Origin of the sequence: Nostoc sp. UIC 10607, assembly GCF_047228265.1 — a bacterium.
GTDB classification, from domain to species: Bacteria; Cyanobacteriota; Cyanobacteriia; order Cyanobacteriales; family Nostocaceae; genus Nostoc; species Nostoc foliaceum_A.
In genome coordinates this window covers 12,573-27,110 of sequence record NZ_JBIQNW010000071.1, presented here as the reverse complement: position 1 = coordinate 27,110, position 14,538 = coordinate 12,573, and the positions used below count along the sequence as shown (strand labels likewise).

Below are 14,538 nucleotides of genomic sequence, written 5' to 3'. Positions count from 1 at the left end.
AGCACTTGGGCAGATGTAATCAACCGGGCTAACCTGGGTATGGAAGTAATGCACGAGCGTAACGCTCACAACTTCCCTCTAGATTTGGCTGCTGGCGATTCTGCTCCTGTAGCTCTTACCGCTCCTGCTATCAACGGTTAATTAGCAATAACGTCAAATAAAATGAAAGGCGCTCTCAAAAAGGGGGCGCTTTTTAGTGTCACTATTTGTCTGCTTCTCCCTCAACCAAAGGGGGCTTTTTTTTCAGGATTGGTTTAAGTGGAGGATTGCTACTACCAAGATTATGCTTTTTAGATGGCCGCTGCACTCTGGGTTTGGCCTTTTTCGCTGCAAGTTGCACTGTGGCTTTATCATTTTTTGAGGCTTTGAGATATCTCGGTGCAGAATCTTTAGGTAGCGCAGTCAGTGCAACAAAACCGAAGACATCACGCCCAGGCAGAAATTTGGCCTTGACTGTCACAAAGGCTGCGCGTCCTTGCTCCTCTTTAGTTACCTTGGGATTAAATCTGAAGGGTCGGACGGGTGCATCCTTCCATAGCAACGGTATATGACTAGCCTTCATGAATTTCACCTTGCGGGCAGGCTCGGACTGCTTAATAAATTCGAGTCTTTCATCAGAGAAATTTCGGAACACGGAGATACAGGGAGTAGGGCAGACAGGAATGAACTGCCATAATCCCGATAATTTAAACTCCAGGTCTTCTAACTCCCCTGAGACTGCATCTAGTTTTCGCCCTCTGTCAAAGCCCACTAACTGAAAAGCGATGCGATGCGGTTGCTCTCTGCGTGGAAAGTGAATTGCCTTTGGATAAACAACCAAACGCTGATTCTGGTTGCCAGTATTTTCTATTTCCTTCTTGAGAGCGTTTAATACATCCCATTGTCGCTTGGAGTAATAAAGTGGGTATTCATAGCTACCGATAGTAACAGTGCTTTGTCCATCAGTAGTAAAGTTGACCGACCCAGTAATTACCCCAACAGCTTGAAATATTGCTGCTGTCGATTCAATATCTGTTTTTGAAGACGTATCAACATTTACTTGCTTTTCAGCCGATGGGGTTTCAACTGTCGCTACTGCTTGGGTTGACTCTGGCGAGGTAAATTCAGCAGATGCCATGATTATTGTTAATAGGAGAGAAATCGCGGTCTAATTCAATCTTAATTGTCTATCGAGTGTCTACATGATTGGCGGCATTGTCGATGCTGTCGCCTGTTGGGGCGTGGATGTCGGGAAATAAGATTATCAAGGCATCCGAGTAAAACGAACGCACAAAGACTTGATCCCTAAAGCAACCCGCCAACAAAGTGCTTCGTCAGAAAGAAGCGCAGGCATTGCACAGACTGGAAACGGAATCAGGTTCACGCTTTAGGTTTAAGTTGTTTAACAGCCTTGCGTTCAACAGGGGTCAATAATCCCCAAACAGCAGTTTTAAATTCATCCGTCCATTCTTCTATGAGTTCATCAATCATTTGCCAGGACTCATCTACAATAGACTCCCGAATCAGTTCCGCATTGGCAATCACCCGATCTACTGAGGTGGTAGAACAGAGACTAGAACAGCTATCAGATGCTTGCTGTATAACTGTTTCAGTATTTTCTGGCTCGGTTGTGTTCCAGTCACTTTCTAAACTTTTATCTTTTTCTGGAGGTGGGGTGAAATTTTCTCCCCTACTACTGTCAAAATTTTCTAAAAGTTTTGGAGAATCACTAGAACAACTAGAACACTCAATCTCTAACTCTTGGGGAGCAATAGTTTCAGGCTGTTCTAGTTGCTGTTCTAGTGGTGTTCCACTCTCTGTTCTAGTCTCTAGTTGTGGCTTAGTCCAGGGGTAAAGGAGTTTACCAGCTATCCGTTTGCGTGAGCCTCTGTTCCATCCATTAGCCCGGAGGATTTGAGTGACACGGTTTTTCTCTGCCATGCCTTGTTTGGCTAATTCAATTTTGAGAACTTCGCTAAGTATTTCTGATGCCGATACTTCATTGCGAATGTTAGCCCAAGCCATGATTTCCGCTTCCCAAGGATCTGTGCTTTGATAATGTTTGTTAGCAGCCTCTAACCATTCATCTTCGGTGTCGGTCAAGTGCCACTGTTCTCCACTCTTGTGAGCGGCGACGGCAGCAGCCCAAATCAGATCCCGTTCTTTTTGAAGTAACTGAATGTTGATCCGGTTGACTAAAACCGAAACTACCCAGAAACGACGCTCACCAGTGGGGTCATACAAGAATTCGTCCTGATTGGTAGTGCCAACAAAAATAGATGGTCTGGGTAAATCCTCAATATCTGTACCATAAGGGCGGCGAATCGAATCAGTCAGACGTGAGAGAAAAGCTTTGAGCTGTGAGACATCTTTCTTTTTATAGGAGTTCTCAAACTCGGCATACTCCAATAGCCAGTACTGGCCAATCTTCATGATTTCATCTTTTTCTGTGCCAGAGATGTCATCAGTGAAAAACTGTTTACCTGCTAAAACTCTCCAAAATGTTGACTTGAGAGATTTCTGCTTACCTTGAAGGATGGTAATTTCATCGTGCTTGCACCCCGGCTCGTATGCCCGTGCCACAGCTGCAATCAAAGTCCGTTTCATCAGCGCAGCGTGTAACGGGTCATTAGTGCCAAAGTAACGTGAAGCTATTGTATCAAGTATGTTGATATCGACATCAGTATGTTTATGGCTCACCCGTTCGAGATATTCAACCACTGGACTGTAGGGATTTTCTTGAGCTAGGTCGAGAACAATGCCCTTACCTTGTTCCTTGCTAATATCGATATGAATTTGTCTAGCAATCTTCAAGTCGATGCGGTCAAGTGGTAGTGGTTGTCCGTCAAGTTCTACTTGTTTTTTAAGGGTGTTCCAGCGCAGACGTTCACCCCAGACGGCACGAATCTGATTAAATTTTTGCTCCAACTTGCTTTCTGTTGTCCGAGAACGTTCGGCATCTGCTTCTAGAGACTTATTGAGCGCATCAACAACGATGCGTCTATCCTCAATTGCTTGTAGGATGTCATCTACGGTTGCCCCATCTTCTACCCAGTCTTTAATATCCAGTCCGCCGTTTTTGGCTAGGTGTGTCCAGTAAAAGTCATTGGGTGGGGCATACAACCATTTAGCATCTGGGAAATCTTTGAAAATATCTTCCATGTGCTTTAACCCAGGTTCGTCACGGTCGGGACAAAGAACTAGATTAGCATCTTCTAAATCCGCTTGGTAATTGCCGTAGGCGCGATACTTCAGAGCGCCGCCGATTGTGGTTGTGGCAGGTATGCCCATTTCCCAAAGAATATCGGCTATGCCTTCACCCTCTACGATGAAGATGGTTTTACCATCTGCGATCGCTGCTTTGACTTTGCTATAACGATAAATGGGAATAGAAGCTTTTACTTCATCAGTTAATCCTTTAACCCAGTTGTGACTGTCCCAATGTGACTGAAAGATTCGCTTTTTCCCGTTGCCGTCATCAATGCGAGTTACCTTAACCAATGGTTGCCCGTCTCGGTCGTAGTAAATATATTCTTTCTTGCCTTGGGGACGTGGCGGTTTTTGGTGCAAGACTGGTGCGTAGTATGGCTTGCCGTTGCGGTCAGTCTTTGATGTTTGCTCCCACCCAGAAGCGGGTTGGGCATCGCGGTTGCAGACTGTCAATTCTCCTATTGAGTAGCACCAGTCTGGTTTACCACAGTGGGGGCAGGGTAAATGCTTTGTTACCTCCATTGGCTTGGAGGCGAGATCCGGTGACATAACGGAGCGGCCAACGGTTTCTTGTCCTGTTAAAAGGGCTACCATTGTAAAATCCTTGTGAGGTAAATTGTGTAGGCTTTACCTCCCCTGAAGATTTACCAAAGTTTTAATCAAATTTCTCGTTAAACCTGTTGTAGGAAGTTCTCGGAACTGCTAGCATTAGGTTATAAAGAAATTTGAATATTTTTCAAACGAAACAAAGGGGTGTCTTCTCGGACTGTTAAACAACTAGTTAGCGCTAGTTAAGTCCTGGGGAGGCATTCTTTTCTTATGTATATTGAGTGACAAAATACTTAGAAAAGATGGACTAAGGTATAGTCCTATTTCATAATAATTGATCTTCCACAAAAATAAATAATAAATTTATCAATTTCAACAATAAAATAATCTATTTATTATCCTCAATACCAGACCAGAAAAGGTTTTGAAATATTTTAACTAATATTAAACCTATAGTTTTACTACCACTACTATTAATAGTAGTGGTAGTGGTATTAAATATAATTTTGCTTATTGTTCGGACATTCTGAAGATTAGTACTGTATCAAATGTAATGAATTAGCAGTATACAAAATCTATATACTAATACTTGTGTACTATTTTGAGGGTGGAGGCGGTGGCTTTTACCCTTTCTGTTTTTGTTGCTGCTCTTGTACCCACTTCTCTATTAATTCTCCCGTAACATGCTCCATCGTCACCTCTAGGTCAGTACACAGTTTTTTAAATTCCTTGTGCAACTTCTTATCGATCTTTGTTCTTAAGTACTGTTTCTCAGTCTCCATAAAGTTTATATCGGTTTACCGGATAAATCCATCAGATAACTATTACTTTATCTTACGTATGGATCTATAACTTATTAGTATGTAAAACCATTAATCCGTTAACGGATTAATCCATAAAAGGTGTTAATCTATAGACATGAGCGCAAAACGGACGATGAAGCGCGTGAAATGCCACACCAAGGATGAATAGGTTGTAGGACTTAGTAGCCGCCTAGAATTGACCGCAAACGCTTATCAATCAAAGGATTAACTCTAAAATCTGAACCATGAATTACGCATATATCCAGCCAGTTTACGGCTTATCATATCCGCCGAGTAACGGGTTTATAAGTCCACAGCACGGACAGATAAGACCGCGAGTAGTTTTTGATGGGGGCAACCGTTTTGTGAAATGGATTGACCCCAATAACGTTGTGCAATGTCTGCTTAGTGTCGTGAAAGAAGTCAGTGAATACCAGTGGAAACGGCTCAAGCCCGATGACCAGTCAGTATTGATTGAAATTGAGGGTAAACGCTTTGTAATTGGGCGATTAGCTCAAGAGTTAGGTGGTGAGCCGACTTTCCAAACAGACAAATGCCAATTAGCATCTATTCTGGCACTAGCGGCAATCCAGCCCAATCCCGGACAAACATCTGTACACATTCAGCAGATGATTGTGGCACTGCCGAATACTCTCAACGATGACGACGTAGCCGCAGTACAGAGAATTGCTAACCACCCACTGACCAAAGAATTTAAACGCAATGGCGAATACATCACCTATACCGTGGGTGAAGTCGTACCAGTTGATGAGACTGAGCCAGCATTCCACTACGCCTTAAATCAAGGTTTTTTCACCTTCCCAGAGGCGAAAAACGCGATTTGGGATTTAGGGGGAGGCACGGCTATAGCCAGAATTTACACGCCGAACGGAACCATGATCCATGATGCGGAGGTGATTCTACCCGGAACCAAGGCACTCGCCCAGCAAGTAGCGGTAGAGATGAAAGAAGTTTATTCTCTCGATTACAGCCCCAGTTTACAAGGCATTATGGACGCGATCGCACGAGGTGATTGCCTCTACGGGACAGACAAACTTGATTTCTTCTCCATCTTTGAAAAAGCCTGTGACCAATGGGTAGAGTCAGCCCGGAGAGAAATTCGCTCGAAGTGGGCGCAACACCTACCAGAGTTGGGAGAAGTCTTGATTGTAGGCGGGAGTGCAGATATCGCCGCCCCTATCTGTGCAACTTCTGGAGATCGCTTCAAGATTGCCCCATCACCGCAGTTATTCAACATCATTGCAATGGCTTATCAGGAGTAATGCCAATGACGCAAACAAGAATTGTTCTTAATCCCAAGTACAAGCCCAAAGCCGAAGAAATCTTAGAAGCGACTGGAATCGATAACCTCTCTCAACTTTTTACCCTGCTGCTAGTTAATTACGGTGATTGTCTAGTTAATTGCTTAAAGCACTCACACCAACTACCTATACAGTCATCTCTAGTAGCTCAAACGCCCACACAAAACCCTCTTCAGCCACCATCTATCAAACCTCAGCCATCACCACAAGCTAAGAAATTTGCCCCAATGGGGAGCTTTTAACAGTGAACAGTGAACAGTAAACAGTTATCAGTTAAATCCCTGGGTCTAAGTCCCCTACAAAGAAAGTGGAAAGCGTTGGTGGCGCTTCTTTATCTACGCCGATACGCCTGATAACTGATAACTGATAACTGATAACTGTTTTAAGCCCCAACCGCACCGATAAAAGCTCAAAGTCAAGGAAAGAAGTCATGAGCGACCAAGATAGCGTGCAGACACAACCAAGCCTAACAACAACCGAAATAATGACCATCATCCTCGGTTGCGAACAGACTCTAAGGTTTGTGCAAGCATCTCCCAATTACAAGCAAATCGAAGCCTCCGAGAGGTTCAGTACATCTAATGACTTAAAAATAGGTGATGCTGTCCAAGCCTTGATGGAGATTCACGAAGCAATCCTAAATATCGAGTTCTACTCCCAAGTTTGAAGGACATGATTGTTGGCAGTTGTACGCGGTAGTGTTTCACAAAACGTTTCATGAAACAGTTTCAACGGTTGCATCAATGTTTCAGCCTCACAACAACCGGGAAACGGTATGACCACAGTGTGAAACGTGAAACACGAAACGCCTTTTTGTTGCAACTGAAAAAACACAAATTGAGGATACCAAAATGGCGCACCCCGTAGGATATTACTCTCTCTCTCACGACAACGCACTCATAAAAGATATGTGTGAGACATGGGGCGAAGGACTAGAGAAGATGAGCGAATCAGACACGCTCTGGTTAATTGCAAAAATCGCTCATCAAGCATGGGTAGAGTGTGAATCTTCTAACCCTCCTAGCAACGAAGCCGAGTCAGTATGGAAGCGACTGCATGAGTTAAAGCAATGGGAGAAGTTTGCACTAATCAGCGCAATGGCACAGTGAGATGTACAAGAAGCAATTGTATTTAGCTTTGGCTGGTGTTGGTGTCTGCTTCTTGCCTGTAATTATCCCTTTAGTACCCAAGTTGGGAGCTTATGCAGAAGCCGAAAGATTAAAGGCTACCGAAGGATTAGAACGTCAGCGCATAGAAGAACGGGCAAAAACCAGCGATGCCTTATACGAGGCGGGAGTCATGCCCACAACTCGAAAACTGAGAATCACGAATTATTTTGACAGCAGTAAACGCAATCCCAGACCAGACCCAACCCTTTATCAAGATGACGAGATTGTTGATGTTTTTGACGCAACGGGTAAGTGTATTGGGCGAATTGAAGAAGGAATTTGGAAGTGGAAGCACAAAGCTAAAGAGGTTTGTAAAAGCGTTCAAAATATCAAACCAGTGAGGAGAAAATAATGGCGTTAGGAACATCTGGTGCAGAAAGTAATAGCACTGGTAACAGCGATGGTAAACCCAAGGGTAAGAAGCACTCATTTGGTGAAATCATCGATTTTTGCGCCAAGGCTGTTGTGATGATTGTTGGTTTACCCATTAGGGCAGCCGCCGCTATAGTCAATCAGTTTGTTGCTAACGGTGGCGCGGGTCGTGCCTTGGTAGGTGGGATTTTATTTATCGGTGGTTCTGTAATTAGCGCTGATTCAACTTGGCAATTAATCTTTACTGGGCCCCCTGTTTGTCCTTGGTTTGAGCCAACTTGGAATTGGCTAAATGTGCCGTTTGCACTGTTCAATCCTTTGTTCTACTTGGCATTCATGGTTTCTGTAGGTGTGCAAGTAATCGAAGCCCATGCCCTACGTGGTAAAAACCCAGATTCAGCTAGGCGGGAACTTCAAGATCACATGGTCTATGAGCTTGAAACCAAGCCTAGTGGCAAGATTGACCTCGTTGGTGAGCTTTGGAAGGATTATAAGACCGCAGGTACACGCGATCGCTCTAGTGCAGGGTTAGTTGTGATTGCGGTTTGGGCGTTCGATATTGTCACCACCTTTGCGGCTCGTAACCCATTCGACTACACAGCCCCATTCATGATTTTGGGTTGCATCTTATTTAACATCGGCACAATGATGGCAGGCGAAATTGGGTTTGCCATCTGGCGATTGACTAAAGACTGATAATCAATAGCCGCTAAATTGAGTGCGAACTTTGGCGGCTTTTTAACTCAATAAGGGATTTAACCTGTGGAAAATAATATCCCCAAAATCACAACTAAACAAACAGAATATCTGCGATTGCAATATCCCAGTCTCTCGCATTTAGAAGCTGGGAATATTGCTGAATGGTTGCAAGAACGCAAAGACCAACTATTTGAAATGGCCCGAGTTTCTGAGAACGAAGCAGACATGACCCGTGTACTTGGTTTGCTGGCTTCTGGGATAGGAGCGGTTTGTTATGCTGTCAATCCAATGGCATTAGTTGGTGGTTTAATTGGCGGTGCTGCATGGCTATGGTTTGTTGTCGAACACTCCAACCGCACTAAAGAAATTGCACCAATACCTTTTGTACGTGGCAACTTTATAGACGCTCTAGCTCGTGCCGGTGACTATGATAATCGAAGCAATTATCAAGCGGATCATCTTGCTAATACCGTTAAATTTCTAGAGCGACAATCAGCAGAAGAGTACGCCTTTCTTCATGCTGAATTTGAAAATATTGGGCAGTATTTAACCCAAGTTGAACCAGGAAAACGCTTTTATGCTTATCGCTGGATGTTTGGCTGGTTTGGCAAGCTTAAGGGCCGTCAGCTACCTACTTATCAAAGTATGGCTCTCCATTTACAAGATGTGACCATTGACAGCCGGCTGAATCGGTCAGAGGTAAGTGCTATCGCACAGGCTCAAACCCAGTTACCACCCACCGTAGATATTAAGCAGTTTCAATCACCGACTATAGATATTCGGGACACTCACCAAGCGGCTTCTCTTTCTAAACCGGAGGAGTTACAGCCATCAGCGCCGGGGCTTTCACCAGAGACTATAACTCATCTCCCTCTGGCGACTAGAGCAAACGCACTCATCGCGGCTTTAAGGAAAAGTGGTTTTCAAGTAGAAGATATGATGAGTTCTCAAGTGATAGCGATCGCTGGTACTCAGCGAGGTGGCAAGGGAACCTTAGCAGCAATCTTGGCAACATTATCTCTAGCTTTAGATGCAGGATTAAACACCCAATACTTTACAGCCGGCGTGGACGTTTACCCCTTTAGTTGCAATCTGATTTCTGCTCTTAAGTACCCTGAAAAAGATGCAGACGGTGCAGATAAACTAGTCGCCCGTGACTTGCTTAAATTTCTTAAAGGCTTAGATGCAAGTGAACCTTACTCACACAAAAACTTACTGTTAGTGATTGATGAGGCGATGCGGTTGCTGTCTCTACTTGATGAGAGCGATCGCACTTGGGCTATCCAATATTTACTTTCTCGCTTCGCCAAATGTGGCGGTACATTAATCATTGTCTTGCATGGCTCAAACCTGACAAGCGTGGTTGGCAAGGCCACAGCAGGACTAGCAGACACCTTTAAGCAATCGGTTAACTTCATTGGCTGTGTAGCTCAGTCTGTCAGCGCTGGCGGATTGCGAAAGATTAATGTTGCCAGTGGCGAATATTTCAAAGCCAACCCTAATAACTTTGCTGAACCTGTTAGCGGTGGCAATCTGGGCATGATTCCTGACTGGTTAAAGATAGAGTTACACCCAGGAAATAGTCAGCCAGATCCAGCAAGAACATTACTCAAATTCTTCCCGGAACTGGTGCAGCATCACCAGCCAGCAGTTATGCCCAGAGGGGAGAAAATTGCACCAGATGACGCAGTTAATAAACTGGAGTCGATTTTCTCAAAGCCTACCCAAGACGTTGAAATTGCAGAGATAGAATTCGTCAGTATTTCTGAGGCTGATAAGGAGCAAATTTTAAACATTGTCACTTCAGCCGTGACAACACCAGTCAGCTTTGCCGCGATTAGAAATAGCCGAAGTGGGGTGAAGATAAAAAGGGCGTTCGCTATTTAAGGTGTGCCATTGCACAACTTATAAAATCCCAGCAATTGAAGGGTAGTGAGAAGTTAGGGTTTACCGCTTTTTCAGATTAAATCCCCTTTATGTTCTCCTTAAATAGTGTCATTTATCTGGATGGACAATAGTAGCATTATTGGTTAGGGATAGCTGGACTATCCTTAACCAATACTTTTTATATCAGGAAATTAATTGGCATTAGCTACCGATATTCTCTCTCAAATACTTTTAGAACTAGTCGTTTATATTTCATCATCACTGTAAATTTTTGGCACAAAAGCATAGCTATTTGATTGGCTAGTCGGTGACGATTTTTCCGATTGCTCCTTAGCTACCGCTTTCTTGCGCTTAGTGGTTTTATTTGTTAAATCTGAAGATTTTTCACTTGTAGAGGGCAATGAACTAGACGACCCATCAGCATTAGAAATCTCTTGTGAGGTCGATTGTTCAGATGATTCCGAATTTAAATCTGATGATGAACTAAGCGAATTCTCACCAGATGTATTAGCACTCGTTGTCAAAGCTTTTTTATGAAAAATCTTCAGACCACTGGCCGCTAGTTCTACCCCATGACCTTTAAACACATCAGAAACATCTTCATAAGAGTAGCCAGCGTCTAACATATCTTGAATAGGTTTAGCCAAACTGAGGACTAAATCAGACAGGCTGATAGTCTTAGGAGTTGCCGCTTTCTGTTTAAGACTGGTTTGAATATCTTCTATTTTTGATAAAGGAACAGCTTTCGGTTTGCGAGACATAGCCACCAGTAATAACAAATCACTTCATTGTAAAAAACTCGCGGTCAGAAAAAGTTTAAGTTTCTTGTCGTGATGTGACGAATATCAACAAAAAAGGGTTTGTATCCTCGTGAGGTAGACTAGTTTAAAAAAGCAGTTACCCATGAATCAACACTCTGATATCAAAGGGTGTTGGCAGCATTGTTAAATAGACCCTGCCCTCGGTTACACTCTTGTTGTTGCACAGAGTTAATCGTGGTTCGCCAAAGTCTCGTACTCTCCCAGTCTCTCGTTGTGCCCCTTGGCTCTCGTTACCCCAGTCCTGTCGTGGGGGTATAGGCAAGCAATACGCCGTAACGCGCTACCGCGCTCCTTTCCCTGCGGGAAAGCGTCGTGTTTGCTTGTTGGGGGTGTCCCCCAAACCCCCGAAAAACCGTTCTTTTAAAGGGGTTAATAAGTCAAGAGAGTTCCGGGTTATTCGCTTACCTGCTCGGCGCTCCGCGCCATAGCAGCTACAGCGAATAACCCGGTTAAAAATGAAGAAGCAGATAAATAAACGCTTAACTAGTTATGCAGCCAGACCCCCGCACTAATCTTAGTAATCAACTAGCTGACACATTAACCAATCGCTCAGTAGCACCAGATGAAAAGCGAGAAGTAACCATCACATTTAGGGCTAGCTATGCTGAAAAAGCTAGGCTAGAGCAGCGTTGCAGTGGAGTGGTGCAAAGTGACTATATAAGAGCGAGATTATTTGACTACCCTTTACCACATCCTAAGTTAACCATTCCCGAAGTCAACCGACAGGCTATCTATGAGTTAAAGAAAATTGGTAACAATCTAAACCAACAGACCAGAGCTATTAACGAAGCTGTAAAAATTGGTAGTCAACCGTTGACTAACCAGGTGAAATCATATATGAAAACTCTTGAAGAACTGACAGCACTTTTAGAGCAGACTCGCCAATCACTCACTCAAGCATCGGTAGAAGGGCAGGGCAATGATTACCAAAGTCAAGGCTAACAAATCATTTCGTGGCACTACTAAATATGTGCTTGATAAGGAGAAAGCCAAAATTATTGGCGGGAATATGTACGGGAAAAGTACCAATGAATTGGTAGAGCAATTTACCTTATCAGCCCATCTTAACCCCCAGCTAAAAGATCCATGCTATCACCTAATGCTTAGTGTACCTCAGACTGACAGAACTCTCAGTGATGACGAATTAGCTAATTTATCTCAACGTCACTTTGCGAATGTCATTGTGCTGTCGCAGCTAAAAGGTGATGAATGCCAAGTTAAACAACCTGATAAAAGGATATCAGACACCAAACTCAAACAGCTAGTTGATGAATTTATTGAAACAGAACTGCCAGCTTATGATTTTTTTATAGCGCGACACTCAGACAAAGAACACGACCACACCCACATCGTTGCATCTAGAGTTAATAACCTAGATGGGAAATCTATTCGTACCTGGAATAATTACGCCCATTCGGAACACTCCGCCCGACTACTAGAGCGAGAATTTCAGCTAACCCCAGTCCAAAGTAGTTGGGAGAGTAAGCAAAAGGCTATGACTCGCAATCAACTGGAACGAGTCGAGAGTTTGGGACTTCCAGGCGAAGAAATAATGCGCCGAGCGATTGAGCAAGTGGCAGTAAATAAACCCACAATGCCCCAGCTAATTGAGCAGTTATGGAGAGAGCATCAAGTCAAAGCTGTCGTTAGTTATTACGGTCACGGTGGGGTAAGGGGCATCAAGTTTGGCATTGATGTCGGCTCAGTTAATGAAGATGGTAGTCCCCGTTTGCTCTGGAAACAGGGAGGTAATCTCAATAAATATAAGTGTTCATTTACAAAGCTCCAGTCTGAATTGGGGATAAACTACGACCCTAAACGTGATGATAGCGAAATTAAACGTTTAAATAATTTCTTAGAATCTGTAGATACTAACCAAGTTAATCAACAAATAATATCAACTACATTACCTAAAGAAGCTCAAGCTATAGCCGAAACTAAACACCAGATAAACCCAGCTAAATCAGATGCAGAACAACGAGCAAGTTCAGAACTCATAAATACAATCTCTAACTTTATTGAACAGTCAGCAGTTGATAATGCCTTGGTTGAAACGTTACCACAATTAGCAGAACAACTCTCTCAATATAACCAGCAGTTATCAGCAGGTAGAACCGCATTCGACGAGCTATCATCGGCGATTACTCAAGAGTTACAATCCCATACAGAGAAGAAAGCTATCTTATCAATCTCTGATTATATTGAGCAATCAACTGTCGAGTCAGCCTTAACTGAAGCAGTATTAGAATTAACGCAACAACTTTCTCAATACAAAGAGGAACTCGTTACAGCTAAAACTACATTCAATGACCTGGATGCAGTGCTTGCAACTGAGTTACAATCCTATACAGAGAAGAGAGCTATTTCATCAATTTCTGATTACATTGATCAATCAACTGTTGAATCAGCCTTAACTGAAGCAGTATTAGAATTAACGCAACAACTTTCTCAATACAAAGAGGAACTTGTTACAGCTAAAGCTACATTTAATGACCTGGATGCAGTGCTTGCGACTGAGTTAAAATCATATCTAGAGAAGAAAGCTATCTTATCAATTTCTGATTATATTGAGCAATCAACTGTCGAGTCAGCCTTAACTGAAGCAGTATTAGAATTAACGCAACGACTTTCTCAATACAAAGAGCAGCTATCAGCAGGTAGAACCACATTTGACGACCTCGAATTGGTGATTAATACTGAGTTACAATCCCATATAGAGAAGAAAGCTATCTTATCAATTTCTGATTACGTTGAGCAATCGACTGTTGAATCTGCCTTAACTGAAACAGTATTAGAATTAACACAACAACTTTCTCAAAATCAGCAGCAGCTATCAGCCGGAAGAACCATATTCGACGACCTGGAAGCAGCGATTGTTTATTTGGAGCAACTCCATAGATCGCAAAAAACAGTAGACGCAATTGCTCTTAATCAAACTCCAACTATAACCACAGATAAACCAAAGCTAAAAGAAGAACTTTCAGCCGAGTTATATGAGTATTACAGCGCCGACTTGCAAAACTTATTAGTGACTGACCGAGATAAAAAAGTTGCTATACGGGCGCTCAAAGATGATAAAGCAGCCGAGGAAGTTGAAGAAATTCTCCAAGCCAGTCCAGCCCGATGGACACAAGATGAAGCTAGAGAATTGGTACTTATCGCTAGCAACCAACTGGCAACTCAAAAGTCAGAACCAGAACAGTCACTCGATGAAAAGCAGCGTAAAGAAGAGGAATTCTTAGCTATGGCTGTGCCTATTGCTGTTGAACTCATCAATTGGCAACTAAGAGAAAGTGGCTCAAATAGCCTTAGATTCAAACGTGCCACTCTGGAGAAGCAGGGTAGAGAATTGGTATTTACCCATGATGAACGAGGTGAGATTTTTCGAGTGGCAGTCAACCGAAACCAGTCAGGTAAGCTTGAGTATTCACCGATTTATATTGGGTCAGTAGAAAGAGAAGATATTCAGGTTTGGCAAAAAGCAGACCACGTATTGCAACAAATAATAGAAGAACAGCAACAAGAACTCAGACAAAATAAAGGATTTTCCCTTTAGGTGATGACGCACTTCAAACCTACCAAGCTCAATCGAGAGCGGTATCTGCCACTGCCACAAATCCTATCTGGAGCCAACCCGCCTATTGCAGGCAGAGGCAGACATTCCGAGTCAGTCCGCCTAGAAGTTAAGAGTTGCTTAGGTTACTGTTGGGTGAAACAACGCCGCCAG

General features: G+C 43.2%; 13 protein-coding genes and 1 pseudogene. 10 read left to right on the top strand and 4 right to left on the bottom strand.

Annotated elements, in window-relative coordinates; translation table 11 throughout:
* A pseudogene (locus tag ACEYW6_RS31260) lies at positions 1–141 on the top strand (photosystem II q(b) protein); the annotation flags it as partial.
* 61 nt (positions 142–202) lie between these two features.
* Here the strand turns inward: ACEYW6_RS31260 and ACEYW6_RS31255 are convergent.
* Both ACEYW6_RS31255 and ACEYW6_RS31250 read right to left on the bottom strand, forming a co-directional pair.
* Entirely contained in the window at positions 203–1,117 is a 915-nt protein-coding gene (locus ACEYW6_RS31255) for a hypothetical protein (protein WP_412982838.1), read from the bottom strand.
* A 242-nt stretch (positions 1,118–1,359) separates the two neighbouring features.
* Complete coding sequence (locus ACEYW6_RS31250; protein WP_412982837.1) at positions 1,360–3,783, bottom strand: VapE domain-containing protein; 2,424 nt, start codon at positions 3,781–3,783, stop codon at positions 1,360–1,362.
* 1,003 nt (positions 3,784–4,786) lie between these two features.
* Between ACEYW6_RS31250 and ACEYW6_RS31245 the strand changes: the two genes are divergently transcribed.
* Positions 4,787–5,824: a ParM/StbA family protein gene (locus ACEYW6_RS31245; RefSeq protein WP_412982836.1), complete on the top strand. Its 1,038-nt coding sequence runs from the start codon at positions 4,787–4,789 to the stop codon at positions 5,822–5,824.
* A 5-nt stretch (positions 5,825–5,829) separates the two neighbouring features.
* The gene (locus ACEYW6_RS31240) at positions 5,830–6,105 is read left to right on the top strand and encodes a hypothetical protein (protein WP_228039136.1); all 276 of its coding nucleotides are present in this window, start codon (positions 5,830–5,832) and stop codon (positions 6,103–6,105) included.
* A gap of 31 nt (positions 6,106–6,136) precedes the next feature.
* On the opposite strand, the gene ACEYW6_RS31235 is transcribed toward ACEYW6_RS31240, so the two are convergent.
* Positions 6,137–6,295: a hypothetical protein gene (locus tag ACEYW6_RS31235; protein ID WP_412982835.1), complete on the bottom strand. Its 159-nt coding sequence runs from the start codon at positions 6,293–6,295 to the stop codon at positions 6,137–6,139.
* On the opposite strand from ACEYW6_RS31235, the gene ACEYW6_RS31230 reads away from it, so the two are divergent.
* From ACEYW6_RS31230 to ACEYW6_RS31210, 5 genes are all read left to right on the top strand, one after another.
* A complete protein-coding gene (locus ACEYW6_RS31230; RefSeq protein WP_193951064.1) occupies positions 6,294–6,530 on the top strand; it encodes a hypothetical protein in 237 nt (78 codons plus the stop codon). The genes ACEYW6_RS31235 and ACEYW6_RS31230 overlap by 2 nt on opposite strands.
* 184 nt (positions 6,531–6,714) lie before the next feature.
* Complete coding sequence (locus ACEYW6_RS31225; RefSeq protein ID WP_412982834.1) at positions 6,715–6,972, top strand: hypothetical protein; 258 nt, start codon at positions 6,715–6,717, stop codon at positions 6,970–6,972.
* Between the two features lies 1 nt (position 6,973).
* Positions 6,974–7,384, top strand: a complete 411-nt coding sequence (locus tag ACEYW6_RS31220) for a hypothetical protein (protein ID WP_412982833.1) — start codon at positions 6,974–6,976, stop codon at positions 7,382–7,384.
* Positions 7,384–8,100: a hypothetical protein gene (locus ACEYW6_RS31215; protein ID WP_412982832.1), complete on the top strand. Its 717-nt coding sequence runs from the start codon at positions 7,384–7,386 to the stop codon at positions 8,098–8,100. Before ACEYW6_RS31220 ends, ACEYW6_RS31215 begins: the two co-directional genes overlap by 1 nt.
* A gap of 66 nt (positions 8,101–8,166) precedes the next feature.
* Positions 8,167–9,990, top strand: coding sequence for a hypothetical protein (locus ACEYW6_RS31210; protein WP_412982831.1), 1,824 nt, complete (start codon positions 8,167–8,169; stop codon positions 9,988–9,990).
* A 245-nt stretch (positions 9,991–10,235) separates the two neighbouring features.
* Here ACEYW6_RS31210 and ACEYW6_RS31205 read toward each other — a convergent pair whose 3' ends face one another.
* The gene (locus ACEYW6_RS31205; protein WP_412982830.1) at positions 10,236–10,751 is read right to left on the bottom strand and encodes a hypothetical protein; all 516 of its coding nucleotides are present in this window, start codon (positions 10,749–10,751) and stop codon (positions 10,236–10,238) included.
* 549 nt (positions 10,752–11,300) lie between these two features.
* Between ACEYW6_RS31205 and ACEYW6_RS31200 the strand changes: the two genes are divergently transcribed.
* Positions 11,301–11,753, top strand: a complete 453-nt coding sequence (locus ACEYW6_RS31200) for a plasmid mobilization protein (RefSeq protein ID WP_412982829.1) — start codon at positions 11,301–11,303, stop codon at positions 11,751–11,753.
* Positions 11,731–14,367, top strand: coding sequence for a relaxase/mobilization nuclease domain-containing protein (locus ACEYW6_RS31195; protein WP_412982828.1), 2,637 nt, complete (start codon positions 11,731–11,733; stop codon positions 14,365–14,367). Before ACEYW6_RS31200 ends, ACEYW6_RS31195 begins: the two co-directional genes overlap by 23 nt.
* Positions 14,368–14,538 lie beyond the last annotated feature (171 nt).

Excerpts from the sequence above, each read along its gene's own strand:
- ACEYW6_RS31255 (WP_412982838.1), bottom strand. The coding sequence starts at position 1,117 with ATGGCATCTGCTGAATTTACCTCGCCAGAGTCAACCCAAGCAGTAGCG.
- ACEYW6_RS31240 (WP_228039136.1), top strand. The coding sequence starts at position 5,830 with ATGACGCAAACAAGAATTGTTCTTAATCCCAAGTACAAGCCCAAAGCC.
- ACEYW6_RS31215 (WP_412982832.1), top strand. The coding sequence starts at position 7,384 with ATGGCGTTAGGAACATCTGGTGCAGAAAGTAATAGCACTGGTAACAGC.
- ACEYW6_RS31225 (WP_412982834.1), top strand. The coding sequence starts at position 6,715 with ATGGCGCACCCCGTAGGATATTACTCTCTCTCTCACGACAACGCACTC.
- ACEYW6_RS31195 (WP_412982828.1), top strand. The coding sequence starts at position 11,731 with ATGATTACCAAAGTCAAGGCTAACAAATCATTTCGTGGCACTACTAAA.
- ACEYW6_RS31220 (WP_412982833.1), top strand. The coding sequence starts at position 6,974 with ATGTACAAGAAGCAATTGTATTTAGCTTTGGCTGGTGTTGGTGTCTGC.
- ACEYW6_RS31235 (WP_412982835.1), bottom strand. The coding sequence starts at position 6,295 with ATGACTTCTTTCCTTGACTTTGAGCTTTTATCGGTGCGGTTGGGGCTT.
- ACEYW6_RS31230 (WP_193951064.1), top strand. The coding sequence starts at position 6,294 with ATGAGCGACCAAGATAGCGTGCAGACACAACCAAGCCTAACAACAACC.
- ACEYW6_RS31205 (WP_412982830.1), bottom strand. The coding sequence starts at position 10,751 with ATGTCTCGCAAACCGAAAGCTGTTCCTTTATCAAAAATAGAAGATATT.
- ACEYW6_RS31200 (WP_412982829.1), top strand. The coding sequence starts at position 11,301 with ATGCAGCCAGACCCCCGCACTAATCTTAGTAATCAACTAGCTGACACA.
- ACEYW6_RS31245 (WP_412982836.1), top strand. The coding sequence starts at position 4,787 with ATGAATTACGCATATATCCAGCCAGTTTACGGCTTATCATATCCGCCG.
- ACEYW6_RS31250 (WP_412982837.1), bottom strand. The coding sequence starts at position 3,783 with ATGGTAGCCCTTTTAACAGGACAAGAAACCGTTGGCCGCTCCGTTATG.